Below are 23744 nucleotides of genomic sequence, written 5' to 3'. Positions count from 1 at the left end.
GACGCCCGGCCAATGAAGGCCAGGGGCGGGAGTTTGTCATGACTTTTCAAAACCCGTTTGGCCAGCCGCTGTTGACCTTTCCCGAGCTGGACAAGAGCCCGCTGAGCATCCGCGCCAAGGCGCTGGTGTTCATCGACCCGCGTTCGCAGCAACTGCGCGAAGACCTTGAGCGCCTGGCGCCGCAACCCTTGCCCGTGCTGATCCGTGGCGAGACCGGCACCGGCAAGGAGTTGCTGGCCCGGCAAATCCACCGTGCCAGTGATCGTGGCGGGCTGTTCGTGTCGGTCAACTGCGCGGCCATCAGCCCCACGTATGCCGATGCCGAGCTGTTCGGCTACAGCGCCGGCAGCCATGGCGGTACGGCCAGCAGCCGCGCCGGCTGGTTCGGCTCGGCCAATGGCGGCACGTTGTACCTGGACGAGATTGCCGACTTGCCGCTGGCCATCCAGGGCAAGCTGCTGGCTGCCCTGGAAAACCGCGAAGTCACCCGAGTGGGGGCGCAGCAGCCGCAGCCGGTGGATGTGCGGCTGGTGGCCGCGACCAGCATCGACCTGGTGCGAGTGGTACGGGCAGGGCGCTTTAACGAGCGCTTGTACCAGTACCTGCGCGAAGGTGCGCTGGAGCTGCCACCGCTGCGTGAGCGGCCCGGCGATATCCTGCCGCTGGCCGAGTACTTCGCGGGCATCTACAGCGTACGCCTGCAACGCCCTGTACCGCTGGTGAGCGAGGCGGCGCAGCAGGTGCTGGAAGCCCATCCATGGCCTGGAAATACCCGTGAACTGGAGAATGTCATCCACTTCGCCTTGCTGGTGAATGACGGCGAAGAGCTGCAGCCAGAGGACCTGGACCTGGCCAACCCTGCGCGTTAGACATCGCTCATAAGCAAACTGGCTAATGGCGATTTGTTTTTGGAATAAGCAGCTAAGTAAAAGATATTGTTACGGAATAAAAATTCTAGGTATTGTCCGCCTACGCCCGCTGGTGAACCGGTTGGGCACCCGATTCGCCATCGCTGATGGCCCAGATTCAGAACAAGGATCACCATGAAGAAGACCCTGCTGACCACTGCCCTGGCCGCTGCCCTGTCGTTTTCCGGCCTGGCCGCCGCCGCCGAGAAGCTGGTGGTTGCCGCTACTCCGGTACCGCACGCCGAAATCCTCGAGCTGATCAAGCCGACCCTGGCCAAAGAAGGCGTGGACCTGCAGATCAAGGTCTTCACCGACTATGTGCAGCCAAACGTGCAGGTTGACCAGAAGCGCCTGGACGCCAACTACTTCCAGACCTTGCCGTACCTGAAGAGCTTCAACGAAGGTAAGGGCACCCACCTGGAAACCGTGATTGGCGTGCACGTCGAGCCGTTCGGTGGCTATTCCAAGAAGATCAAGAACCTGTCCGAGCTGAAGGAAGGCGCAACCGTTGCCATCCCTAACGAAGGCAGTAACAGCGGCCGCGCCCTGATCCTGCTGCAGAAGGCTGGCCTGATCACCCTGAAAGACCCTAAGAATGCCCTGGCCACGCCTAAGGACATCGCCGAGAACCCGAAGAAGCTGAAGTTCCGCGAGCTTGAATCGGCCATGTTGCCGCGCGTGCTGGACCAGGTCGACCTGGACATGATCAACACCAACTACGCCCTGGAAGCCGGCCTAAATCCGGCCAAGGACGCACTGGTAATCGAAGGTGCCGACTCGCCGTACGTGAACTTCCTGGTTGCCCGCCCGGACAACAAGGACAGCGAGTCCATCCAGAAACTGGCCAAGGCCCTGACCAGCCCTGAGGTGAAGGCATTCATCGCCAAGAAGTATCAAGGTGCTGTGCTGCCGGCGTTCTGATGCACTCGTAGTGATAGAAAATGCCGACGCACTTGCGTCGGCATTTTTGTTTCTGGGCACGGTTACCTGTGGGAGCGGGCGTGCCCGCGAACACCGGCGTAGCCGGTGCCATCTACCGTGTCGCCTCCTTCGCGGGCACGCCCGCTCCCACATGTGGCTGTACAGCTGCGCCACTTGAGTCTCCGGGCACTAATCGCAAGGTGCTCTGCGCCGGGATTACCCCCATCTGTGCCTTTTTGTACTGCCCCTCCACATAACCTTTAGCCTGGTCCGCATAGTGTTGGTCAAACGGCACGCCACTCTGCCCGACCGGGTTGCTGGTCAGCGCCTGGCCGGCATCGGCAAAATCGATCAGCCGCCGCGTCGAAGGCCCGTAGGTCACCGGCCATGGCGCCGGGCCGATCTTCGCAGAAAGGTTGTTCGGCACCTCATGGGTACCGGGCGCGGCGAACGGCCCAACGTTGAACAGCAGGTTCAGCGGCTTTTTCACGCCAAGCGGGTGGTTGTGGGTCAGGGTATGGGCCTTGCCCCATTGCCAGCTGGCCGGGTCGCTACCCAAGGTGTCGCGCAGGTGCTTCAGGCTGTGCTGCCAGGCCAGGCGTACGATGGCGGTACGGTCGGTACGCTGGTTGCCACCTCGGGTGTTCCACCAAGGGGAGTCGGCGTCCGCCGCCAGGCGTGGCAAGGCAGCGTCGATGGCGCGGGTGCTGATCAGTACCGGGAACCAGGTGTCGCCCAGTTCGTCGTGCAGGGCCGCGAAGGCCAGTTCGTAGAGGAACTGGTTGAACAGCGTGGCGCTGGTCGAATCCAGCGGGTAGTCGCCACGCCAGGCGGCCAGCTGTTCGACCAGTTCCTTCTCCTCGTCACCTTCGGCCACTGCGCGCAGGGTTGCCAGCAGCGGTGCAAGCGTGCGCGGGCCGTGGTCACTGGCGGTGTCCAGCTGCAGGGCTTGGCTGTTCTGGGTGTCCCATTTCAGCTCAGGGTTGGCCAGGTGGCGGTCGAGCTGGCGGCCTCGGTCGGGCAGGTTGTAGTAACCCGGTATCGGCACCCCTGCTGGCGGCTGGAAGTTGGCCGAGACGATATAGCCGCGCGCCGGGTTCTCTTGCTGCGGGTTGACGCTGAAGGGGTAGAACCCGAGCTTGTCGGCTTGCGTGCTGGCGCCATCGAGGATGAACGCCGGGTCGACACCATCGGGGCGGATGGGTAGCTGCGCAGCGGCCCACCAGCCGATGTCACCTTGGGCATTGGCCCAGACAAAGTTCAGCCCCGGCGCATGAACCTTGGCCGCAGCTTCGCGCATTTTGCCCAGCGTGTCGGCACGGTTGAGCTGATAGAACCCTTCGAGAATCGGGTTTTCGGTTTCCAGAAACGCCCACCACATGGCGATGGGTGTAGGCCCGGCAGTAGCGCCTAGCACGTCGTTGACGATCGGACCATGGGGCGAACGGCGCAGGCTAAGCGTGACCGGCGCTTCGCCTTTGACGGCGATCTGTTGCTCGGTTTTTTCCAGCGCCTGCCATTTGCCATCGACCATCACCTGATTGGCGTCGGCCGGGTTGGTGCGCTCGGCGATCAGGTCGACGTCATCGTTCTGGAACATGGTCAGGCTCCAGCCGAAATCGCGGTTGTGGCCAAGCAGGGCAAAGGGGTTGAGCGCCTGGAAGTAGCCATACAGGTTGAAACCGGGTGCCGACAGTTCGGCCTCGTACCACACCGCCGGCACTGCAAAACCGATGTGCGGGTCGCCTGCCAGCAACGGTTTGCCGCTGCGGGTACGGCTGCCGGCCACCGCCCAGGCGTTGCTCCCTTCAAACTGCGGGATGCCCGCGTCACCCAGCGCCTGGTGGCTGAGGCGGGCGAGGGCTTCCAGGCTTTGCCAGTCCGCAGCGGCCAGTGGCGTGCCCAGGGCCCCCTCGGGTTTCCAGCCGAGGTCGAAGATGTTCAGGTAATCGGGGCCAAGCTGGTCGCGGATGTAGGTCAGTGCGGGCTCGGTGCGAAACGCAGCGGCGAAACTGTAAGCGAGGTAACCGGCAATGCTCAGGGTATCTTCGGCGGTAAACGGGCGAGGGGTGATACCCAGCAGGTCGAACTCCACGGGCTTGGGATGGCTGGCTTGCCAGCCGTTGACCCCATCGAGGTAGGCTTGCAGGGCCTGCCAGGCAGGTGACTGGCGGTCCTGACGCTTGGCCATCCGTGCGGCCTGTTCGCGAATGCGCAGGCTGCGGAACAAGGTATCGGTGGGCAGCAGCTTGTCGCCCAGCACCTCGGCCAGTTCGCCTCGGGCCAGGCGACGTAGGATTTCCATCTGGAACAACCGGTCCTGGGCATGCACGTAGCCCAGGGCGCGGTACAGGTCTGCCTCGTTTTGCGCCTGCAGGTGCGGCACGCCGCGAGCGTCGTAGCGCACGCTGACCGGCGCCTGCAAGCCAGCCAGGGGCAACTCGCCCTCGCGCTGCGGCAGCTTGCCCTGCACGTACCAGTAACCGGCGCCGGCAGCCACGGTAACCACCACGGCCAACAGGGTCAGGCTGCGCTTCATGCAAGCTCCTTGTGCGTCAAAGCAGAAAATGTGGTCCGATCATCGGCGGATTCGCGAACAGAGCATAGCCCCGGGAAGGAGATTCCATGTCACTCAGCGAAAAACAGAAGATGCTTAAAGGCCAGCTCTACCACGCTGGCTGCCCCGAACTGCAGGCCGAGCAGATCGCCAACAAGCACTGGATGCACCGCTACAACAGCAGCGTCGAACTGCTCAACGACGTACGCCATGGGCTGTTGCTGGAGCATTTCGGCGAGGTTGGCGAAGGCGCGGTGATCCGCCCGCCGTTCTATTGCGACTACGGTTACAACATCAGTGTTGGCCGCAATACCTTCATGAACTTCAACTGCGTGATCCTCGACGTGATGCCGGTGCGCATCGGTGATGACTGCCAGATCGGCCCCAATGTGCAGATCTACACCGCCGACCACCCGCTCGACCCTGACCTGCGGCGCAGCGGGCTGGAGAGTGGGCGGGCGGTGACCATTGGCAACAACGTGTGGATTGGCGGTGCGGCGATCATCCTGCCAGGGGTGACGATTGGCGATAACGCCGTGGTCGGCGCGGGTAGCGTGGTAACCCGAAATGTGCCAGCTGGAGCGACGGTGGTGGGTAACCCGGCGCGGATACGTCAGCCAGCCCAAGGGCAGTAGCAGCCCACCGCCAGTGTGTTGGACGCGGTCACCTGGCGGCCGTCGAGCAGTGCCTTGAGGATGGGCTCGACGAAGCTGTTGCTGGCGTTGCACACCGCACCTTCACTGTAGGGGCCGAAGTAGGCCAGTTGGCCTTGCCGGTCCCAGATGGCCACGGCCGGGGAGGCGGGCAGGTGCTCGCTACCGGGCAGGCTGGTGATGGGCTTGAGGGCGGAGAGGTTGGCGGGCAGCTGGTTATGGCTACCGGGCTTTTGCAGCACATGGAAGGTCACGCCTTGGGCTGCGAACTGGCTGACCAGGTCGCCCAGGTGTTGCTGGTTGCCGACGTTGCAGGGGCAGGCCGGGTCCCAGAAGTGCACCACGCGGATCGGGCCAGGGCCGGCCAACTCGGCAGGTAGTTGCAGTTGGCTGCCGTCGAACAGTGTGGTCTGGTTGTCGAATGGGCGCAGATAGCGTGCCTGGAAGGTGGTGTAGGCCTGCCAGAAAATGGCGGCGCCTATCGTCAGAGCAAGCGCCGTGCACAACGGTTTGATGATTCGGCTACTCATGAAGCGTCGGTGGCCCTTTGTGGGAGCGGGCTTGCCCGCGAAGCAGACTGCGCGGTGGATGGCACGGGCTATGCCCGTGTTCGCGGGCAAGCCCGCTCCCACAGTGAGCGCGCAATTTTTTAGATTTTGAGCAAGACAGTTGATCCGACAATCACATCGGTGCTGGTTGTTCGAGGTGAGCAAGCTTGCCACGACGCCGGCCAGAGCTGAATATCCCAGATCAATACTTGCTTCGCCGTGGATGTACCCGATGCCTGTTGCTTTTCACCCCGATCACTTGCGCACCAGCCTTGCGCCGTTGAGCGCTCGCCAGCCGTTGTCCGTGCAGGCGCAGGACTACCAGCGCTTCTATGGCCTGAACGTGTCAGCCCAGAGCTGGCTGGGCGGCTTTCAGGCGGCGGGGTTCGACCTGGTCGGGCAGGTGTGGCTACCCGAGCAGCCGACCGCGACGTTGTTTCTGCTGCACGGCTACTACGATCACATGGGCCTGTATCGGCATGTGATCGACTGGGCGCTCACGCAGGGTTTTGCCGTGATCAGCTGCGACCTGCCCGGCCACGGCCTGTCCAGTGGCGAGCGGGCCAGCATCAGTGATTTTTCGGTGTATCAGCAGGTGCTGGAGGCGTTGTTCGAACAGGCGCGCACGCTGCAGCTGCCGCGCCCCTGGCACCTGTGCGGGCAAAGCACCGGTGGCGCCATCGCCGTTGACCACCTGCTGCATCAGGGGGCGCGCAGCCCCATTGATGGCCAGGTGATCCTGTTGGCACCGCTGGTGCGGCCTTGTTCCTGGCGTTGGTCGAAGTTGAGCTATCGCGTGCTGCGTCACTTTGTGAACGGCATCGAACGGCGCTTCAGCGAAAACACCAATGACCCGGCCTTCCTGCCGTTCCTTGAGGCCGACCCGCTACAACCGCGTCGCCTGCCCACCGCCTGGGTGGGCGCGCTGATCGCCTGGGTCAAGCGCATCGAAGCCGCGCCGCATAGTCCGCGGCGGCCGTTGATCGTGCAGGGGGAGGCCGATGGCACGGTGGATTGGCCCTACAACCTCGAAGTGCTCAAGGCCAAGTTTGCCGACCCACAGATATTGATGCTGCCCGAGGCCCGTCACCACCTGGCCAACGAGCTGCCGGGCATTCGCCAGCGGTACTTCGACTTCATCGACCAGCGCCTGGGCTGATCACCTCAGGTCGTTGCTGCTCTGGCCAACCGCCAGGCCCGCACGCACAGCCGCCAGCGCTGCCTGGTAGTAGGCTTTGCCGTCGGCTGATTCGGCAAAGGTGGCGAACGCTTCCAGCTCGGCATCGGACAGGTCGCGGTAGACATACAGCAAGGTGTTGTTGAGGTCTTCGCCGATCTGGTTCATCAGGCGCTGGCGCTGGCCGTCGAGCAGGCCCTGTGCCTGGCCGCCGCCGAACAGGCCGGGGATCATCGAGCTGAGGCTGTCAGCCGCCACGCCAGCAATGGCCAGGCTGACTTCGGCACCGGCTTCACGCGCAGGCAGGGCCTGGGCCAGGTGGCCGATGACCAGCAGGCGGTCGTCGCTGGCCTGGATCTTGGGTAGGCCTTTGGCATTCTTGGCCAGTTCGTCCTTGCGGGTGGCCTTCAGCTCGGCGGCCACCACCTTGCGCCCCAGCGGCGACTGGAAAAAGGCCAGGGCCGGTGCCGGATTGGCCAGTGTGGCGCGCAGCTGCGCCTGGGCGCGACGGTCCACCGCCTGGGCCTGGAAGCGCTGGTTGCTGTTGTTGACCAGCGCCTGGTACACGGCGGGGGGCAAACTGTTGCGGTAGCGCGCCTGGGCGGCGGTGAGGGCATCGTTGAAGTGGGCGCGCTGGTCGGGCCAGCCGGCGGCCTTGTACAGTTGATCCAGGTTGTCTGCCCAGACAGGCATGGTGCAGATCATCAGCAGAATCAGGGAAAACAGACGGCGCATTCAGGACTCCTGTCGGCAGGTGGCTATTGTCCTTGGCCGGGCGGCGGTTTGTCGAGATATCCGCGTGTTTCTCGGCCAAGTGGCGCTGTGCGCCGGCATGGCGAATGGATATGATGCGCGCCATGCACAACTCCCCCGAACACCCGATGCTTGCGGCCGTCGTCGACGATCTGGCCACCCATGGCTGGTCCCAGCAGGCGCTGTTTTTGCCTGCCGACCTGGTGCGCGCGCTGGCGGCCGAATGCCGGCGCCGTGATGCCGAAGGGGAGCTTAACCCCGCAGGGGTTGGACGCGGGGTTGCCCAAGAGGTGCGCGAGGCCATCCGTGGCGACCATATCCAGTGGATCGACCCTGGGCAGGCCGAGGCCTGCGACCAGTACTTGGCGGCCATGGACCAGTTGCGCCTGGTCATCAACCAGGGGCTGTTCCTGGGCCTGGAAGATTTCGAGTGCCATTTTGCCTTGTATCCGCCGGGGGCCTTCTATCGCCGGCACCTGGACCGCTTCCGCGACGATGACCGGCGCATGGTGTCGGCCGTGCTGTACCTGAATGAAGGCTGGCAGCCTGAGGACGGCGGCCAGTTGCGCATGTTCCTGGCCGATGGCATCGAGCACGACGTTGAGCCTGTGGCGGGTTGCCTGGTGGTATTCCTTTCGGGTGAAGTGCCCCATGAGGTGCTGCCAGCCGGGCGCGAGCGGCTGTCGTTGACCGGTTGGTTCCGGCGCCGTGGCAATGACCTGTTCTGATTTGCCCAAGGTGCTGGTCAGCGCTTGCCTGCTGGGGCAACCGGTGCGCTATGACGGCCGGGCCAGCGGGCACCCAAACCTGTTGCAGCAGTGGCAGGCCGAAGGGCGCGTGGTGCCGTTGTGCCCGGAGGTGGCAGGTGGCTTGCCGACGCCGCGCCCGCCAGCAGAGATTCCGGGCGGGCAGGGTGGTGCAGTGCTTGATGGCAGCGCGCAGGTGCTGACGGTGACGGGCGAAGATGTCAGTGGCGCGTTTCTGACCGGGGCGCAGTTGGCGCTGGAGCTGGTGCGGCGACATGGCATCCGCGTGGCGGTGCTCAAGTCTGGTAGCCCTTCGTGTGGCAACCGGTTGACCTATGACGGCACGTTCAGCGGTGTGAAGGTGGCGGGTGAAGGGGTGACCACGGCGTTGCTGCGGCGGGCGGGGGTGCGGGTGTTCAGTGAGCTGGAGCTGTATGAGGCGGAACGGGCTTTGGCTGAGCTTTCGGTGTAAGCCAGTCCCGGCCTCTTCGCGGGCAAGCCCGCGAAGAGGCCAGTGCAGGCGGTAAAAAACCTCACTGCCCGGCCGCAGTCTCCTGCACACCCGTGAACCACTTCTGTTCAAGCTCGGCAGTGCGGCCACTGTCCTTCAAGCGTTGCAGTGCATTGTTTACGGCACTTTCGAAAGCCGGGTTGTCCTTCTGGAACGGAATCACCAGCTTCTTTTCGCCAATCGGCAGGCTCACATCGAGTGGGCCGTCGCCCTTTGGCGCATCGGTCGATGGGGTGAGCGCAACGTCATATTTGCCACTCTCGACACCGCTCAGCACTTCGGCGGCCGGGGCTTCGACGAATTCGGCGCGCAAGTCCAGCTCCCGGGCCAGGTCCTGGCCAAATTCGATGTCGAACCCCGTCAGGTGGTCGTCTTGCTTGAAGGCGTACGGTGAGTTGTCGGCCTGTACCGCAATGCGCAGTTCGCCCCGGTCGGCGACTTCGTCTATCAGCTCCGCCTGGGCCAATGGACTGATCAGTACTGCCAGCAGTACCCCTATGGTCGAACGCATGAATGCCCCTTTTCTTTCAGCAGATGAATAACTTTCGCCACGGCTTTCTTCCTCGCCGTGATCGAGCGCAGCCTATGACCTTGAAGCCTCGGCATTGTTTAACCCTGACGGAAATATTTCTGTCAGGCAATGTGAACACCTTGGCGAATATTTCAACTAAGGTGAACTACCGCTGCCGTTGGATCCCAGGCTGCGGTCAATAAGTGAATCACAGGAGAAGTGAATGAACAGCCTATTTTCGCGTGCTGCCGTTGCCGGTCTGCTGATGGGAGCGTCGGTGTTCGCCAGTGCCGCAGACGCCCTGAAGAGCCAGGAGCCGCCCAAGGAGGCCAAGGTCTTCATCGTTTCCCCCGCCGATGGTGCCACGGTCGACAAGACCTTCACCGTCAAGTTCGGCATCGAGGGCATGGCACTCAAGCCAGCGGGTGACCAGACCCCGCACACTGGGCACCACCACTTGCTGGTGGATGTGGATAAAGAACCCGTGGCTGACATGCCGCTGCCAACCAGCTTGATGCCGGAAGCCGGCACCGCGCTGCCGGCGGGCCCGCAGGTGCTGCACTTCGGCAAGGCGCAGACCGAGACCAGCATTACCCTGACACCGGGCAAGCACACCCTGCAATTGATTCTGGGTGACCAGTATCACGTGCCGTTCAAGCCGAGCGTCGAGTCGAAGAAGATCACGGTTGAAGTGAAATAAAAAAAAGGGAGGCCACCAGGGCCTCCCTTTTTCATGCAGCAAGCTTAGAACAGGACGCGGGAGCGGATGGTGCCCTTGACCTGTTGCAGTTTCTCTTGCGCCAGGTCGGAGTACTCGGCGTCAACGTCGATTACCACGTAACCGACTTTCTCGTTGGTCTGCAGGAACTGACCGGAGATGTTGATGCCGTTCTCGGCGAACACCTTGTTGATCTCGCTGAGCACGCCCGGGATGTTTTCGTGGATGTGCAGCAGGCGGTGCTTGCCTGGGTGCGCCGGCAGGGCCACTTCCGGGAAGTTGACCGAGGACACCGAGGTACCGTTGTCGCTGTACTTGACCAGCTTCTCGGCCACTTCCAGGCCGATGTTGGCCTGGGCTTCGGCGGTGGAACCGCCGATGTGCGGGGTCAGGATCACGTTGTCCAGGCCGCGCAGCGGGCTTTCGAACTCTTCGTCGTTGGAGCGTGGCTCGACCGGGAATACGTCGATGGCGGCGCCGATCAGGTGCTTGTCCTTGATGGCGGCGGCCAGATGGTCAAGCTCGACCACGGTGCCACGGGCGGCGTTGATCAGGATCGCGCCCTTCTTCATCGAGCGGATTTCTTTCTCGCCGATCATCCACTGGGTGGACGGCAGCTCAGGCACGTGCAGCGAAACGATGTCGGCCAGGCCCAGCAGCTCGTTCAGGCTGGTGACCTGCACGGCGTTGCCCAGTGGCAGCTTGGTCAGCGGGTCGAAGAAGTACACCTGCATACCCAGGTTCTCGGCAAGGACCGACAGTTGGGTACCGATCGAGCCGTAGCCGACGATGCCCAGCTTCTTACCACGGATCTCGAACGAGTTGGCCGCGCTCTTGATCCAGCCGCCACGGTGGCAGGAGGCGTTTTTCTCAGGGATGCCGCGCAGCAGCAGGATGGCTTCGGCCAGCACCAGCTCGGCCACCGAACGGGTGTTGGAGTACGGCGCGTTGAACACGGCGATACCGCGCTCGCGGGCCGCTTCCAGGTCTACCTGGTTGGTGCCGATGCAGAAGCAGCCAACAGCGACCAGTTTCTTGGCGCAGTCGAAGCTCTCTTCGGTGAGCTGGGTGCGTGAACGGATGCCGATGAAGTGGGCGTCGGCGATCTTTTCCTTCAGCTCGGCTTCCGGCAACGAACCAGTGAGGTATTCGATGTTGGTGTAGCCGGCAGCCTTGAGGGTATCGACTGCGTTCTGGTGCACACCTTCAAGAAGAAGGAACCGGATCTTGCTCTTGTCGAGAGAAGTCTTGCTCATCTGCGTAAACCTGTATCCCGGAGAAAAAATGGCGAGGGGTGATGCCAGGCGCGAGGGCAGCCTTAGCATGAACAGCGGGAGGGCTATGCTAGCATACGCGACACAATCTGAGCTTATCCCGACAGGTGAAGAGTGCTCAGGGTGACTATGAATAAGTCGAGAGTTCCAGCGATGACCCACCCCGCTGTAATTGAAGAACTGATGACCCTTGTCGACCCTGGCAAGGTCCTGACCGACGCGGCTTCCCTCGAAGCCTATGGCAAGGACTGGACCAAGCATTACCCGCCGGCGCCCAGCGCCATTGTCTTCCCCAAGACGGTAGAACAGGTGCAGGCGATTGTGTGCTGGGCCAATGCGCACAAGGTGGCGCTGGTGCCTTCTGGCGGGCGTACCGGGCTTTCGGCCGGCGCCGTGGCGGCCAATGGCGAGGTGGTCGTTTCTTTCGACTACATGAACCAGATTCTCGACTTCAATGCCTTCGACCGCACCGTGGTCTGCCAGCCGGGGGTGATCACGCGTCAGTTGCAGGCCTACGCCGAAGAACAGGGCCTTTATTACCCAGTGGACTTCGCTTCCAGCGGATCTAGCCAGGTTGGCGGCAATATCGGTACCAATGCCGGCGGGATCAAGGTAATTCGCTATGGCATGACCCGCAACTGGGTGGCCGGGTTGAAAGTGGTCACCGGCAAGGGCGAGCTGCTGGAGTTGAACAAGGACCTTATCAAGAACGCCACCGGCTACGATCTGCGCCAGTTGTTCATTGGTGCCGAAGGCACGCTGGGCTTCGTGGTCGAGGCCACCATGCGGCTGGACCGGGCACCGCGCAACCTCACGGCGATGGTACTGGGCACGCCGGACTTCGACTCGATCATGCCGGTGCTGCATGCCTTTCAGGGCAAGCTGGACCTGACTGCCTTCGAGTTCTTCTCCGACAAGGGGCTGGCCAAGATCCTGGCGCGCGGCGACGTGCCAGCGCCGTTCGAGACCGACTGCCCGTTCTATGCGTTGCTGGAGTTCGAGGCCAGCATCGAGGAGGTGGCAAATGAAGCGTTGGCTACCTTCGAGCACTGCGTCGAGCAAGGCTGGGTGCTGGATGGGGTGATGAGCCAGAGCGATACGCAGCTTAAAAACCTGTGGAAGCTGCGTGAGTACCTGTCGGAAACCATCTCGCACTGGACCCCATACAAAAACGACATTTCCGTCACTGTATCGAAAGTGCCGGCGTTCCTGCGTGATATCGACGCTATCGTCGCAGAGCATTACCCCGACTACGAAGTGGTGTGGTACGGCCACATCGGCGATGGCAACCTGCACCTGAACATCCTCAAGCCCGAGCACATGAGCAAGGATGACTTCTTTGCCTCGTGTACCAAGGTCAACAAGTGGGTGTTCGACATCGTCAAGCGCTACAACGGCTCGATCTCGGCCGAGCACGGCGTGGGCATGACCAAGCGCGACTACCTGGGCTACAGCCGCTCGCCCGAAGAAATCGCCTGCATGAAGGCGATCAAGGCCGTATTCGACCCTAACGGCATCATGAATCCGGGTAAGATCTTCGCACCTGAATAAAAAGCAGTATCCAGAGGAGTCGGCCATGAGTTACCAGCACCAGTACGTAGACGGCACACGCATTCACTTCCCGCTGGGCAAGGTGGTGTGCATCGGCCGTAACTATGCCGAGCATGCCAAGGAACTGGACAACCCGATCCCTACCGAGCCGCTGCTGTTCATCAAGCCAGGCAGCTGCGTGGTGCCGGCCGAAGGCGGCTTCAAGATCCCGGCCGAGCGTGGCTCGGTGCACTATGAGGCGGAAATTGCCGTGCTGCTGGGCAAGCCACTGTCGACTCACCCGAGCGAGGAAGAGGTGCTGGACGCCATTTCCGGTTACGCCCCGGCGCTGGACCTGACCCTGCGCGATGTACAGGCCAAGCTGAAAGAGAAGGGCCTGCCGTGGGAGCTGGCCAAGTGCTTCGACGGCGCCTGTGTGCTGCCGCCGTTCGTCTCGGCTGGCAGCTTCGAGGACGTGACCGACATCCCGGTGCGCCTGACGGTCAACGGCGAAGTACGCCAGGACGGCAACAGCGCGATGATGCTGAACCCGATCGTGCCGATGATCCAGTACATGGCGGCGCATTTTTCGTTGCAGGCGGGGGATGTGATTCTCACCGGCACCCCGGCGGGCGTGGGGCCGTTCAGTGTGGGTGATGAGCTGGTGCTTGAACTGCCGGGTGTAAGCCGCTTCGAAAGCCGGGTGCTCTGAGCGAGAACCGCGTCGCCTTCTTCGCGGGCACGCCCGTTCCCACAGCTACAGCGCCGCCCTTGAGCGTTGCGCAGTTCCTGTGGGAGCGGGCTTGCCCGCGAAGAGGCAGGTCCTGTTTACCGATTTTTCACACTTGATCCGGATAATGCGCGGACCTACGCCCATTTCCCCAGGACCCGCGCATGCCATCACCCTCCGCCCCGGCAACCCCCAAGCGTCGCTTCTACCTGCGCTGGCCCTTCGGCCTGGCCGTGGCAGCGGTGATCGCTTATGGCGTGGCCGTGGCCATGCACTGGGATGACCGCGGTGCGTTGTGGGTAAAAGAAAGCTTCGAAAGCACCACCCAGCGCAGCGAAAGCGTGTGGTTGCCGGACTACCAGGTAGACATCGATGCCAAGCCGCTGCCAGGCATGGACGATGACGAAGCCTCGGACCTGGCCTTCAACCCACATACCCGTACCTTGTTCGCGGTCATGGGCAAGAACCCGATCCTGGTCGAGCTGAGCCTGGAGGGTGATGTACTGCGCAAGATCCCGCTCAATGGCTGGAACAACCCGGAAGGCGTTGCCGTGCTGGAAGACGGCTACCTGGCCATCACCGACGAGCGCCTGCGTGATCTGACCGTGGTCAAGGTGGATGCACAGACCACGGCGTTGAACCATGACGACTTCCAGAGCTACGACCTGGGCCCGTCGGTGAAAAGCAACAAGGGCTTCGAGGCCGTGGCCTGGGACCCGATGCGCCAGCGCCTGATCATCGGCGAAGAGCGCCCGCCCAAGCTGTACACCTGGAACACCGATGGCCGCAGCCCGCTCAAGGGTGAGAAGCAGCCTTTGCCCAGCGATGAACTCGACCTGCGCAACCTCTCGGCGCTGGGTGTCGACCCGCGTACCGGCCACCTGCTGGTGCTCTCGGCCGACTCCAACATGCTGCTGGAGCTGGACGAACAGGGTCAGCAGGTCAGTTTCATGACCTTGCTTGGCGGCTTCAACGGGCTTGAAGGCACCATCCCGCGTGCTGAGGGCGTGGCCATGGACGACAAGGGCAACCTGTATATGGTCAGTGAGCCAGCGCTGTTCTATCGCTTCAAGAAAAACTGACAGCATCTTCGGACTTGCCTGACGCTGGCATTAAGCTTTGCTTCAGCCGTTAATGGTTAGATTCGCCACCCCTGTGTCGAGTCTGCCTTATGCGCCGTTTTGTTCGCCTGTTTCTGATTCTTATCGCCCTCGGCCTACTCCTGCTTGGCTGGGCCGGGCAGGAGTTTCGCCTGTTCGAGCGTGGCTGGTTCAACCTAAAAACCTGGTGGCAGCCCGCCGAGCAGAGCATTGGCCTGGACCGCTACCGGGTGGTGGTGGAGGCCAAGCTGGTCGAAGGCCTGGATGATGACATCTCGGCGCTGACCTACGACCCCGACCGTAAGACCCTGTTCACCGTTACCAATGCCCGTTCGGAGCTGATCGAGCTGTCGCTGGATGGCCGCATCCTGCGCCGCGTGCCATTGACCGGGTTTGGCGACCCGGAAGCCGTGGAGTACGTGGGGCCCAACAGCTATGTAATCACCGACGAGCGCCAACAGCGGCTGATTCGCGTACGGCTGGAAGACGACACGATGTTCCTTGATGCCGGTGACGCCGAGCAGCTTAGCCTGGGCATTGGCCTGAACGGCAACAAGGGTTTCGAGGGGCTGGCCTACGATTCGGCGGGTAAGCGCTTGTTCGTGGCCAAGGAGCGTGATCCGATGCTGATCTACGAGGTGCACGGCTTCCCGCATGACAACCCGGAAAAGCCTTACGCGGTGCATGTGGTGCAAGACCGCGAACGCGATGCGCGGCTATTTGTGCGGGATTTGTCGAGTTTGCAGTTCGATGAGCGCAGCGGGCACTTGCTGGCGCTTTCGGACGAATCGCGCCTGGTGCTGGAGCTGGATGTTGAAGGCAGGCCGCTGAGCACCTTGTCGTTGCGCAAGGGCTTCCAGGGGTTGCAGGCGACGGTGCCGCAGGCAGAGGGGATTGCAATGGATGAGGCGGGGACCATCTACCTGGTCAGTGAGCCGAATCTGTTTTATGTGTTCAAACAACCGGCTGATTGATTGCCTGTGCTGGCCTATTCGCGGGCAAGCCCGCTCCCAGAGATACTTCACAGGGTTTGAAACCTGCGCAATTCCTGTAGGAGCGGGCTTGCCCGCGAAGAAGGTTACTCGGCCTTGAGGGCTTTCACGCCTTCAGCGGTACCCAGTAGCAGCAAATCCGCCGGCCGCGCTGCGAACAGGCCGTTGGTCACCACGCCAACGATGGCGTTGATCTGCGCTTCAAGCTCCACCGGGTTGGTGATCTGCAGGTTGTGCACGTCGAGGATCACGTTGCCGTTGTCGGTCACCACACCCTCGCGATACACCGGGTCGCCGCCCAGCTTCACCAGTTGGCGAGCTACATGGCTGCGGGCCATCGGGATCACTTCGACCGGCAGCGGGAAGGCGCCCAGCACCGGTACCAGCTTGCTGCCGTCGGCGATGCAGATGAAGGTCTTGGCCACGGCCGCGACGATCTTCTCACGGGTCAGGGCCGCGCCACCGCCTTTGATCAGGTTCAGGTGCGCGTCGCTTTCGTCGGCGCCGTCCACGTAGAACTCCAGCTCGCTGACGCTGTTCAGCTCGTAGACCGGGATACCATGGCCTTTCAGGCGCTGCGCGGTGGCTTCGGAGCTGGCGACTGCGCCGTCGAAGGCGGTCTTGTGCTGAGCCAGGGCGTCGATGAAGAAGTTGGCGGTCGAACCGGTACCGACGCCGACAACGCTCTTTTCATCCAGCTTGGGCAGAATGAAGTCGACAGCGGCCTGGGCGACGGCCTGTTTGAGTTGGTCCTGGGTCATGCGGGCTCCGAAAAGGGGCAGGGCGGTTTTCAAAGTTGCCTAGTATAACGGCTTGGGCGGCTTTGCTGTGGTCGCCCGACGTAGCGCTGGGGTAGACTCCCAGCCCTCGTCCCGCGGCCCAGTGATGCTTTCCCGATGCTCGAACAGTACGTCAAGAAGATCCTCACCTCGCGCGTCTATGACGTTGCCGTCGAAACCCCGTTGCAGAGCGCCGGGCAGCTGAGCAAGCGCCTGGGCAACCAGATTCTGCTCAAGCGTGAAGACCTGCAGCCGGTGTTCTCGTTCAAGATCCGTGGGGCGTACAACAAGCTGGCCCAGCTGAGCCCGGAGGAGCTGGCCCGTGGCGTGGTTACCGCCTCGGCGGGCAACCACGCCCAAGGCCTGGCCCTGGCCGCGCGCGAGATGGGCATCAAGGCTACCATCGTGATGCCCAAGACGACTCCTGAGATCAAGGTCGAAGGTGTGCGTTCGCGCGGTGGCAAGGTGGTGCTGCATGGCGACTCGTTCCCTGAGGCGCTGGCCTATTCGCTGAAGCTGGTGGATGAAAAGGGCTTTGTCTACGTCCACCCCTACGATGACCCGCACACCATTGCTGGGCAGGGCACCGTGGCCATGGAAATCCTGCGCCAGCACCCTGGCCAGCTGGACGCGATCTTCGTGCCTGTGGGGGGCGGCGGCTTGATCGCCGGCATTGCTGCGTACGTGAAGTACCTGCGCCCCGAAATCAAGGTGATCGGCGTGGAGCCGGACGACTCCAACTGCCTGCAGGCGGCCATGGCGGCCGGCGAGCGCGTAGTGTTGCCACAGGTCGGGTTGTTCGCCGACGGCGTGGCGGTGGCCCAGATCGGCCAGCACACCTTCGATATCTGCCGTCACCATGTGGATGAGGTGGTGACGGTCAGCACTGATGAAATCTGTGCGGCAATCAAGGATATCTACGACGATACCCGCTCGATCACCGAACCTGCCGGCGCTCTGGGCGTGGCGGGCATCAAGAAGTATGTCGAGCTGTACGGCGTGACCGGGCAGACCCTGGTGGCTATCGATTCCGGGGCCAACGTCAACTTCGACCGCCTGCGCCATGTGGCCGAGCGTGCCGAGCTGGGTGAAAAGCGCGAGGCGATCATCGCCGTGACCATCCCCGAGCGCCCGGGCAGCTTCAAGGCGTTCTGTGAGGCCATCGGCAAGCGCCAGATCACCGAGTTCAACTACCGCAAGCACACCTCTGACGAGGCGCACATCTTCGTCGGCGTGCAGACCCACCCGGAAAACGACCCGCGAGCGGCGCTGGTGCAGCACCTGACCGAGCAGGGCTTCCCGGTTACCGACTTGACCGACAACGAACTGGCCAAGCTGCACATTCGCCACATGGTCGGCGGCCATTCGGCCGGTGCCAGCGATGAGATGGTGCTGCGCTTCGAGTTCCCCGAGCGGCCGGGGGCGCTGTTCAACTTCCTCAACAAGCTGGGCGGGCGCTGGAACATCTCGATGTTCCATTACCGCAACCATGGCGCGGCTGACGGGCGTGTGGTGGCGGGGTTGCAGGTGCCGGAGGACGAGCGCCACCTGGTGCCGGCGGCGTTGGCCAAGATCGGTTATCCCTACTGGGATGAGACCGAGAACCCGGCGTACAAGCTGTTCCTGGGTTGAGCGGCTAAGCTTGGCTTATTGCTCAAGGATGTGAAGACATGGAACACCTGACCACCCTCAAGACCTTGCACATGATTGCCACCGCCCTGCTGCTTCTGGGGGCTCTGGGCCTGGCGATCTGGACCGTGCGCGCCCGCAGGCAAGGCGATGCCGAGGCCTATGCCAAGCTGCTGCGTCGACCGCTGGTGTTTGTCTGGCTGGTCATGGGCCTGTGCCTGGTGAGCATGCCATTTACCGGCTGGTGGCTGGTGCACCTCGTGGGCTGGCCGCTGGGGCAGACCTGGGTGCTGGCGTCCAGCATCATCTATACCGTTGGCGCGTTTGCCGTGTGGTGGCTGTTGGTGCGGCTGAACCGGCTGCGCAAGGCCGAGGTGGTGGGGTTGAGGTTTACCCTGGCGCTGGCGGTGTTCAGCGGGGTTTGTCTCCTGTCCATTGCCGGGTTGATGGGCGCAAAGCCAGTCTGATAACTCTGTGCTGTATGTTCCGGCCTCTTCGCGGGCATGCCCGCGAAGAGGCCGGAACAGGAATACTCAGTCCCTGAGCGAAACCACCGGCCACCCACGCTCCTCAGCCTCGGCCCGAAGATTCGGGTCCGGGTCCACCGCCACCGCATGCGTCACCCGCTGCAACAGCGGCAAATCATTCATCGAGTCGCTATAGAAATAGCTGTCCTCAAGATCAAAGCCGTTCTCCAGCATCCAGCGCTCCAGCCGCGTCACCTTCCCTTCACGGAAACACGGTATATCGGTACTGCGCCCGGTATAGCGACCGTCACCCATTTCGCATTCAGTCGCCAACAACACCTTCACCCCAAGGCGCCGGGCAATCGGTGCGGTAACGAAGCGGTTGGTAGCGGTAATGATCACCAGCTGGTCGCCGGCTTCACGGTGTTGCTGCAGCAAGGCGAGGGCCTTGGGCAGGATGATTGGCTCGATGCAGTCGCGCATGAAGTCGCGGTGCCATGCGTCCAGCTGGGCTTTGGGCGTTGCTGCCAGGATCTCCATGGAGAAGGCCAGGTAGGCCTGCAGGTCCAGGGTGCCGTTGAGGTAGTCCTGGTAGAAGCCATCGTTGCGCTGCTTGTAGGCAACCGGGTCAAGGATGCCGCGCTGGCACAGGTAGTCACCCCAGGCATGGTCGCTGTCGCCACCGAGGAGGGTATTGTCCAGGTCGAATAAAGCCAGGGGCATTGCGGTCACTCGTATCAGCCTCAGGGTAGGCCAGCAGAATACGGAGTTTTCACGCTGCTGCACATAAGCTTGGCGGGCGCGTTGCTGCGCTCGCAAGCTTTGTGGAACAATGCGGTGACATGCGTTTGCGAGGTTGCTGCCGTGATCGACCCGGATGGTTTTCGCCCCAATGTCGGGATCATTCTCACGAATGATGCCGGGCAGGTGCTATGGGCTCGACGGATCAACCAGGATGCCTGGCAGTTCCCCCAGGGGGGTATAAACCCTGACGAGACGCCGGAAGATGCCCTGTACCGCGAGCTGAACGAAGAAGTTGGCCTTGAACGCGATGATGTGGAAATTCTTGCCTGCACCCGCGGCTGGTTGCGTTATCGTTTACCCCAGCGACTGGTCCGAACCCACAGCCAGCCGCTGTGCATCGGCCAGAAGCAGAAGTGGTTCCTGCTGCGCCTGGTCAGCAACGAACAGCGGGTGCGGATGGACCTGACCGGCAAGCCGGAATTCGACGGCTGGCGCTGGGTGAGCTATTGGTACCCGCTGGGCCAGGTTGTGACATTCAAGCGCGAGGTGTACCGGCGCGCCCTGAAAGAGCTAGCACCGCGTCTGCTGACGCGCGACTGACGACGGAGTTCGACCCCGAGCCATGCTCAATACGCTGCGCAAGATCGTCCAGGAAGTAAACTCCGCCAAAGATCTCAAGTCGGCGTTGGGGATCATTGTCTTGCGCGTCAAGGAGGCCATGGGCAGCCAGGTCTGCTCGGTCTATCTGCTCGACCCGGAAAGCAACCGCTTCGTGCTGATGGCCACCGAAGGCCTGAACAAGCGCTCAATCGGCAAGGTCAGCATGGCCCCCAACGAAGGCCTGGTCGGCCTGGTCGGTACCCGGGAAGAGCCGCTGAACCTGGAAAACGCCGCCGACCACCCGCGTTACCGCTACTTTGCCGAAACCGGTGAAGAAAAATTCGCCTCCTTCCTCGGTGCGCCGATCATCCACCACCGCCGCGTGGTCGGGGTGTTGGTCATCCAGCAGAAGGAGCGCCGCCAGTTCGACGAGGGCGAAGAAGCCTTCTTGGTCACCATGAGCGCCCAGCTTGCCGGGGTTATCGCCCACGCCGAGGCCACCGGTTCGATCCGTGGCCTGGGCCGCCAGGGTAAAGGCATCCAGGAAGCCCGCTTCGTCGGTGTGCCAGGCTCGCCTGGTGCCGCCGTGGGCCGCGCGGTGGTGATGCTGCCACCTGCCGACCTGGAAGTGGTGCCGGACAAGACCGTCGATGACATCGACGCCGAACTCAAGCTGTTCCAGAACGCCCTTGAAGGCGTGCGCGACGACATGCGCAAGCTGTCGGCCAAGCTGGCCACTCAGCTGCGTCCGGAAGAGCGCGCGTTGTTCGATGTGTACCTGATGATGCTCGAAGACGCGGCCCTGGGCGGTGAGGTGACCGAGGTCATCAAGACCGGCCAGTGGGCCCAGGGCGCGCTACGTCAGGTGGTCGGCGAGCACGTCAACCGCTTCGAGCTGATGGACGATGACTACCTGCGCGAGCGCGCTTCCGACGTCAAGGACTTGGGCCGGCGCCTGTTGGCTTACCTGCAGGAAGCCCGCTCGCAGTCGCTGGTGTACGCCGACAACACCATCCTGGTCAGTGAGGAGCTGACCCCGGCCATGCTCGGCGAAGTGCCGGAAGGCAAGCTGGCTGGCCTGGTCTCGGTGCTGGGCTCGGGCAACTCGCACGTTGCTATCCTGGCTCGCGCCATGGGCATCCCCACGGTGATGGGCCTGGTCGACCTGCCGTATTCCAAGGTCGACGGCATCGAGCTGATTGTCGATGGCTACAAGGGGGAAGTCTTTACCAACCCGAGCGAAGTGCTGCGTAAGCAGTACAGCGACGTGGTCGAGGAAGAACGCCAGCTGGCCCAGGGCCTGGACGCCCTGCGCGAACTGCCCTGCGTCACCCCGGACGGCCACCGCATGCCGCTGTGGGTCAACACCGGCTTGCTGGCCGACGTGGCCCGTGCCCAGCAGCGTGGCGCCGAAGGGGTTGGTTTGTACCGTACCGAAGTGCCGTTCATGATCAACCAGCGCTTCCCCAGCGAGAAGGAGCAGCTGGCCATCTACCGCGAGCAGCTGGCGGCCTTCCACCCGCTGCCGGTGACCATGCGCACCCTGGACATTGGCGGTGACAAGGCACTCTCGTACTTCCCGATCAAGGAAGAAAACCCCTTCCTCGGCTGGCGCGGCATCCGCGTCACCCTCGACCACCCGGAAATCTTCCTGGTGCAGACCCGCGCCATGCTCAAGGCCAGCGAGGGCCTGAACAACCTGCGCATTCTGCTGCCGATGATCTCCGGCATCCACGAGCTGGAAGAAGCCCTGCACCTGATCCACCGCGCCTGGGGTGAGGTGCGTGACGAAGGCACCGATGTGCCGATGCCGCCGGTGGGCGTGATGGTGGAAATTCCAGCGGCGGTGTACCAGACCAAGGAACTGGCGCGGCAGGTGGACTTCCTGTCGGTGGGGTCCAACGACCTGACCCAGTACCTGCTGGCGGTGGACCGCAACAACCCACGGGTTGCCGACCTTTACGACTACCTGCACCCGGCGGTGCTGCAAGCGTTGAACACGGTAGTGCGCGACGCCCATGGCGAAGGCAAGCCGGTGAGCATCTGCGGTGAGATGGCCGGTGACCCGGCGGCGGCGATCCTGTTGATGGCCATGGGTTTCGACAGCTTGTCGATGAACGCCACCAACCTGCCGAAAGTGAAGTGGATGCTGCGCCAGGTGAACATGGGTAAGGCCAAGGAGCTGTTGGCTGAAGCCTTGAGCCATGACAACCCGCAGGTTATCCACAGCTCGCTGCAGCTGGCGCTGAAGAACCTTGGGTTGGCGCGGATGATTGGGCCTGGGGCCAATAAAACACTTTGAATGTGAGGTTGCCTGTTCCGGCCCTTTCGCGGGTAAACCCGCGAAGAGGCCCGCGCAGGCAGCATCAAATAATCAGACAAACACCTCAACTTCCCCCAAGTGCCCACCAAATGGTCCGAAGCTGCGCTCAACCAGCTGCCTTCGTCCCTGATCATCCACAATCAGCACCGTACTGGCCCGCGTCCCATAATTCTGGCTGGCAATAAACACACTCGACAGCAACTTCTCGGTCGCTACCCCAACGCCTGTCTCAGGTAGATCACCATCCGCCGCAGGCTCGTTATCTGCCAGCAACGCCAGCAACCGGTGCGGTTCCGGCATTTCCAGCAATCCTTCCAGCCCACGGCGCGCCTTCACCAACTTCGGCCACGGCGTGTCCAGCCCGGCATTGGAAAGCCCGTAAACCCCCGCCTCCAGCAGGCGCGGCGTGGCATCCCGGGCATGCAGGTAACCCAGCTGCTGCCCATCGCCCACCAACAGGTTGAACCCCGAATACTGCCCATTGCGGCTGGCCACCTGGTCCAGGTAAGCCTCGACCCCCAAGTCGCCTTTCAGATACGCCGCCACCAGCTCGCCCCGTGAGCGCGGCCCCACCGCCTGACCCGGGTCACGGATATTGGTCAACGCGGCAAAGCGCCCCTGCGGCCCCACGCCCAGCCAGGTGCCACCGGCTTCCAGGTCGCGGCCGGCATGCACGCCGAGGGCATCCTCCCAGGCCGCCAAGGCCTGGGTGGGGCGGGCATAGAACTCGTCGCGGTTGGCCGCGACGATCAGCGGCAGGGCATGCCCCGGCCGCCAGGCGAATACGATCAGGCACATTGGTCGGGCCTCTGTGTTTTATGCCACTGTACCCACAGCGGCGGGGCGGATCCATCCTGTCACAGAGTTCACTAGAGCCCTGAGCCCGGCTTCCGTTACCATGCCGGATTGTTTTGCTGGGGAAGCCGAATGGAATTCGTGCTCTATCTGCTGTTGGGCGCCTGTGCCGGTGTGCTGGCCGGGCTGTTTGGCGTGGGCGGCGGCATCATCATCGTGCCGGTGCTGGTGTTCAGCTTCACCTTGCAGGGCTTCGATGCCTCGGTGCTGACCCACCTGGCCGTCGGCACGTCGCTGGCCACCATCGTCTTTACCTCGATCAACGCCGTGCTCGAGCACCAGCGCAAAGGTGCCGTGCAATGGCCGATCTTCGCCTGGATGACCCTCGGCATCCTCATTGGCGCCGGCATCGGTGCCAAGACGGCCTCGCTGATCCAGGGCCCGCTGCTGCAGAAGATCATCGGCGTGTTTGCCCTGGTCATCGCCGCGCAGATGGCCCTGGACCTCAAGCCCAAGGCCAGCCGTGGCATCCCCGGCAAGCCCGCGTTGATCGGCGCGGGCGGGGTGATTGGCTGGGCCTCGGCCATTTTCGGCATTGGCGGCGGTTCGCTGACCGTGCCGTTCCTGACTTGGCGCAGCCTGCCCATGCAGCAGGCAGTGGCCACGTCCTCGGCCTGTGGCCTGCCGATTGCCGTGGCCAGTGCCTTGAGCTTCATGCTACTGGGCTGGCACGAAGAGCACCTGCCACCCCATAGCCTGGGCTACGTGTACCTGCCGG

24 protein-coding genes are annotated in these 23744 nt (G+C 62.9%); 16 read left to right on the top strand and 8 right to left on the bottom strand.

Features of this window, described 5'->3' with window-relative positions; translation table 11 throughout:
- Positions 1–38 precede the first annotated feature (38 nt).
- Complete coding sequence (locus APH36_RS07510) at positions 39–869, top strand: sigma 54-interacting transcriptional regulator (protein WP_060498116.1); 831 nt, start codon at positions 39–41, stop codon at positions 867–869.
- Positions 870–1043: 174 nt separating this feature from the next.
- Positions 1044–1829, top strand: a complete 786-nt coding sequence (locus APH36_RS07505) for a MetQ/NlpA family ABC transporter substrate-binding protein (protein ID WP_060498115.1) — start codon at positions 1044–1046, stop codon at positions 1827–1829.
- A 112-nt stretch (positions 1830–1941) separates the two neighbouring features.
- Here the strand turns inward: APH36_RS07505 and APH36_RS07500 are convergent, their stop codons facing one another.
- Positions 1942–4368 carry a penicillin acylase family protein gene (locus tag APH36_RS07500; RefSeq protein ID WP_225850642.1) on the bottom strand — a complete coding sequence of 809 codons (2427 nt, stop codon included), beginning with the start codon at positions 4366–4368 and terminating at the stop codon, positions 1942–1944.
- A gap of 86 nt (positions 4369–4454) precedes the next feature.
- Between APH36_RS07500 and APH36_RS07495 the strand changes: the two genes are divergently transcribed.
- Positions 4455–5021, top strand: coding sequence for a sugar O-acetyltransferase (locus tag APH36_RS07495; protein WP_060498114.1), 567 nt, complete (start codon positions 4455–4457; stop codon positions 5019–5021).
- Here APH36_RS07495 and APH36_RS07490 read toward each other — a convergent pair.
- Positions 5000–5569: a DUF6436 domain-containing protein gene (locus APH36_RS07490; RefSeq protein WP_060498113.1), complete on the bottom strand. Its 570-nt coding sequence runs from the start codon at positions 5567–5569 to the stop codon at positions 5000–5002. The genes APH36_RS07495 and APH36_RS07490 overlap by 22 nt on opposite strands.
- Before the next feature lie 250 nt (positions 5570–5819).
- Here APH36_RS07490 and APH36_RS07485 point away from each other — a divergent pair, with 250 nt between their 5' ends.
- Entirely contained in the window at positions 5820–6746 is a 927-nt protein-coding gene (locus APH36_RS07485; protein WP_060498112.1) for an alpha/beta hydrolase, read from the top strand.
- On the opposite strand, the gene APH36_RS07480 is transcribed toward APH36_RS07485, so the two are convergent.
- Positions 6747–7499: a DUF2059 domain-containing protein gene (locus APH36_RS07480; RefSeq protein WP_060498111.1), complete on the bottom strand. Its 753-nt coding sequence runs from the start codon at positions 7497–7499 to the stop codon at positions 6747–6749. It abuts the gene before it with no gap.
- A 113-nt stretch (positions 7500–7612) separates the two neighbouring features.
- Here APH36_RS07480 and APH36_RS07475 point away from each other — a divergent pair, with 113 nt between their 5' ends.
- Positions 7613–8245, top strand: a complete 633-nt coding sequence (locus APH36_RS07475) for a 2OG-Fe(II) oxygenase (RefSeq protein ID WP_060498125.1) — start codon at positions 7613–7615, stop codon at positions 8243–8245.
- Positions 8232–8735, top strand: coding sequence for a DUF523 domain-containing protein (locus tag APH36_RS07470; RefSeq protein ID WP_060498110.1), 504 nt, complete (start codon positions 8232–8234; stop codon positions 8733–8735). The genes APH36_RS07475 and APH36_RS07470 overlap by 14 nt, the downstream gene beginning before the upstream one ends.
- A gap of 61 nt (positions 8736–8796) precedes the next feature.
- Here APH36_RS07470 and APH36_RS07465 read toward each other — a convergent pair whose 3' ends face one another.
- The gene (locus APH36_RS07465) at positions 8797–9285 is read right to left on the bottom strand and encodes a transporter substrate-binding domain-containing protein (RefSeq protein WP_060498109.1); all 489 of its coding nucleotides are present in this window, start codon (positions 9283–9285) and stop codon (positions 8797–8799) included.
- A gap of 223 nt (positions 9286–9508) precedes the next feature.
- On the opposite strand from APH36_RS07465, the gene APH36_RS07460 reads away from it, so the two are divergent.
- Positions 9509–9985 carry a DUF4399 domain-containing protein gene (locus APH36_RS07460; protein WP_016712565.1) on the top strand — a complete coding sequence of 159 codons (477 nt, stop codon included), beginning with the start codon at positions 9509–9511 and terminating at the stop codon, positions 9983–9985.
- A 44-nt stretch (positions 9986–10029) separates the two neighbouring features.
- Here APH36_RS07460 and serA read toward each other — a convergent pair whose 3' ends face one another.
- The gene (serA, locus tag APH36_RS07455) at positions 10030–11259 is read right to left on the bottom strand and encodes a phosphoglycerate dehydrogenase (protein ID WP_060498108.1); all 1230 of its coding nucleotides are present in this window, start codon (positions 11257–11259) and stop codon (positions 10030–10032) included.
- Positions 11260–11430: 171 nt separating this feature from the next.
- On the opposite strand from serA, the gene APH36_RS07450 reads away from it, so the two are divergent.
- From APH36_RS07450 to APH36_RS07435, 4 genes are all read left to right on the top strand, one after another.
- The gene (locus APH36_RS07450) at positions 11431–12828 is read left to right on the top strand and encodes an FAD-binding oxidoreductase (protein WP_060498107.1); all 1398 of its coding nucleotides are present in this window, start codon (positions 11431–11433) and stop codon (positions 12826–12828) included.
- A 25-nt stretch (positions 12829–12853) separates the two neighbouring features.
- Positions 12854–13519 carry a fumarylacetoacetate hydrolase family protein gene (locus tag APH36_RS07445; RefSeq protein WP_060498106.1) on the top strand — a complete coding sequence of 222 codons (666 nt, stop codon included), beginning with the start codon at positions 12854–12856 and terminating at the stop codon, positions 13517–13519.
- Between the two features lie 182 nt (positions 13520–13701).
- Positions 13702–14619, top strand: coding sequence for an SdiA-regulated domain-containing protein (locus APH36_RS07440; protein WP_060498105.1), 918 nt, complete (start codon positions 13702–13704; stop codon positions 14617–14619).
- A gap of 89 nt (positions 14620–14708) precedes the next feature.
- Entirely contained in the window at positions 14709–15611 is a 903-nt protein-coding gene (locus APH36_RS07435) for an SdiA-regulated domain-containing protein (protein ID WP_060498104.1), read from the top strand.
- Between the two features lie 104 nt (positions 15612–15715).
- Here APH36_RS07435 and rpiA read toward each other — a convergent pair whose 3' ends face one another.
- On the bottom strand, positions 15716–16390 hold the full coding sequence (gene rpiA / locus APH36_RS07430; protein WP_060498103.1) for a ribose-5-phosphate isomerase RpiA: 675 nt from the start codon (positions 16388–16390) through the stop codon (positions 15716–15718).
- Between the two features lie 135 nt (positions 16391–16525).
- On the opposite strand from rpiA, the gene ilvA reads away from it, so the two are divergent.
- Positions 16526–18040 (top strand): threonine ammonia-lyase, biosynthetic, encoded by a 1515-nt coding sequence (gene ilvA, locus APH36_RS07425; RefSeq protein WP_016712558.1) that lies wholly within the window; start codon positions 16526–16528, stop codon positions 18038–18040.
- Positions 18041–18078: 38 nt separating this feature from the next.
- A complete protein-coding gene (locus APH36_RS07420) occupies positions 18079–18504 on the top strand; it encodes a DUF2269 domain-containing protein (protein ID WP_060498102.1) in 426 nt (141 codons plus the stop codon).
- A gap of 66 nt (positions 18505–18570) precedes the next feature.
- Here the strand turns inward: APH36_RS07420 and APH36_RS07415 are convergent, their stop codons facing one another.
- Positions 18571–19227: an HAD family phosphatase gene (locus APH36_RS07415; protein ID WP_060498101.1), complete on the bottom strand. Its 657-nt coding sequence runs from the start codon at positions 19225–19227 to the stop codon at positions 18571–18573.
- A 141-nt stretch (positions 19228–19368) separates the two neighbouring features.
- Here APH36_RS07415 and APH36_RS07410 point away from each other — a divergent pair, with 141 nt between their 5' ends.
- Both APH36_RS07410 and ptsP read left to right on the top strand, forming a co-directional pair.
- Positions 19369–19848: an RNA pyrophosphohydrolase gene (locus APH36_RS07410; protein ID WP_003249017.1), complete on the top strand. Its 480-nt coding sequence runs from the start codon at positions 19369–19371 to the stop codon at positions 19846–19848.
- Between the two features lie 22 nt (positions 19849–19870).
- The gene (gene ptsP, locus APH36_RS07405; RefSeq protein ID WP_060498100.1) at positions 19871–22150 is read left to right on the top strand and encodes a phosphoenolpyruvate--protein phosphotransferase; all 2280 of its coding nucleotides are present in this window, start codon (positions 19871–19873) and stop codon (positions 22148–22150) included.
- A 72-nt stretch (positions 22151–22222) separates the two neighbouring features.
- On the opposite strand, the gene APH36_RS07400 is transcribed toward ptsP, so the two are convergent.
- Entirely contained in the window at positions 22223–22969 is a 747-nt protein-coding gene (locus APH36_RS07400; RefSeq protein WP_060498099.1) for an NRDE family protein, read from the bottom strand.
- Positions 22970–23098: 129 nt separating this feature from the next.
- Between APH36_RS07400 and APH36_RS07395 the strand changes: the two genes are divergently transcribed.
- Positions 23099–23744, top strand: a 646-nt coding sequence (locus tag APH36_RS07395; protein ID WP_060498098.1) for a sulfite exporter TauE/SafE family protein, incomplete at its 3' end; no start/stop codon positions are given.

It is taken from the genome of Pseudomonas sp. NBRC 111133 (genome assembly GCF_001320605.1).
Lineage (GTDB): Bacteria > Pseudomonadota > Gammaproteobacteria > Pseudomonadales > Pseudomonadaceae > Aquipseudomonas > Aquipseudomonas monteilii.
Note: the sequence above shows the minus strand (reverse complement) of the source record. Positions and strands in the feature narration are given on the sequence as shown.

Coding starts and splice junctions, on each gene's coding strand:
- APH36_RS07450 (WP_060498107.1), top strand. CDS start 11,431: ATGACCCACCCCGCTGTAATTGAAGAACTGATGACCCTTGTCGACCCT.
- rpiA (WP_060498103.1), bottom strand. CDS start 16,390: ATGACCCAGGACCAACTCAAACAGGCCGTCGCCCAGGCCGCTGTCGAC.
- APH36_RS07490 (WP_060498113.1), bottom strand. CDS start 5,569: ATGAGTAGCCGAATCATCAAACCGTTGTGCACGGCGCTTGCTCTGACG.
- APH36_RS07445 (WP_060498106.1), top strand. CDS start 12,854: ATGAGTTACCAGCACCAGTACGTAGACGGCACACGCATTCACTTCCCG.
- APH36_RS07415 (WP_060498101.1), bottom strand. CDS start 19,227: ATGCCCCTGGCTTTATTCGACCTGGACAATACCCTCCTCGGTGGCGAC.
- APH36_RS07480 (WP_060498111.1), bottom strand. CDS start 7,499: ATGCGCCGTCTGTTTTCCCTGATTCTGCTGATGATCTGCACCATGCCT.
- APH36_RS07475 (WP_060498125.1), top strand. CDS start 7,613: ATGCGCGCCATGCACAACTCCCCCGAACACCCGATGCTTGCGGCCGTC.
- APH36_RS07510 (WP_060498116.1), top strand. CDS start 39: ATGACTTTTCAAAACCCGTTTGGCCAGCCGCTGTTGACCTTTCCCGAG.
- APH36_RS07435 (WP_060498104.1), top strand. CDS start 14,709: ATGCGCCGTTTTGTTCGCCTGTTTCTGATTCTTATCGCCCTCGGCCTA.
- serA (WP_060498108.1), bottom strand. CDS start 11,259: ATGAGCAAGACTTCTCTCGACAAGAGCAAGATCCGGTTCCTTCTTCTT.
- ptsP (WP_060498100.1), top strand. CDS start 19,871: ATGCTCAATACGCTGCGCAAGATCGTCCAGGAAGTAAACTCCGCCAAA.
- APH36_RS07400 (WP_060498099.1), bottom strand. CDS start 22,969: ATGTGCCTGATCGTATTCGCCTGGCGGCCGGGGCATGCCCTGCCGCTG.
- APH36_RS07485 (WP_060498112.1), top strand. CDS start 5,820: ATGCCTGTTGCTTTTCACCCCGATCACTTGCGCACCAGCCTTGCGCCG.
- APH36_RS07440 (WP_060498105.1), top strand. CDS start 13,702: ATGCCATCACCCTCCGCCCCGGCAACCCCCAAGCGTCGCTTCTACCTG.
- APH36_RS07500 (WP_225850642.1), bottom strand. CDS start 4,368: ATGAAGCGCAGCCTGACCCTGTTGGCCGTGGTGGTTACCGTGGCTGCC.
- APH36_RS07465 (WP_060498109.1), bottom strand. CDS start 9,285: ATGCGTTCGACCATAGGGGTACTGCTGGCAGTACTGATCAGTCCATTG.
- APH36_RS07505 (WP_060498115.1), top strand. CDS start 1,044: ATGAAGAAGACCCTGCTGACCACTGCCCTGGCCGCTGCCCTGTCGTTT.
- ilvA (WP_016712558.1), top strand. CDS start 16,526: ATGCTCGAACAGTACGTCAAGAAGATCCTCACCTCGCGCGTCTATGAC.
- APH36_RS07495 (WP_060498114.1), top strand. CDS start 4,455: ATGTCACTCAGCGAAAAACAGAAGATGCTTAAAGGCCAGCTCTACCAC.
- APH36_RS07470 (WP_060498110.1), top strand. CDS start 8,232: ATGACCTGTTCTGATTTGCCCAAGGTGCTGGTCAGCGCTTGCCTGCTG.
- APH36_RS07420 (WP_060498102.1), top strand. CDS start 18,079: ATGGAACACCTGACCACCCTCAAGACCTTGCACATGATTGCCACCGCC.
- APH36_RS07460 (WP_016712565.1), top strand. CDS start 9,509: ATGAACAGCCTATTTTCGCGTGCTGCCGTTGCCGGTCTGCTGATGGGA.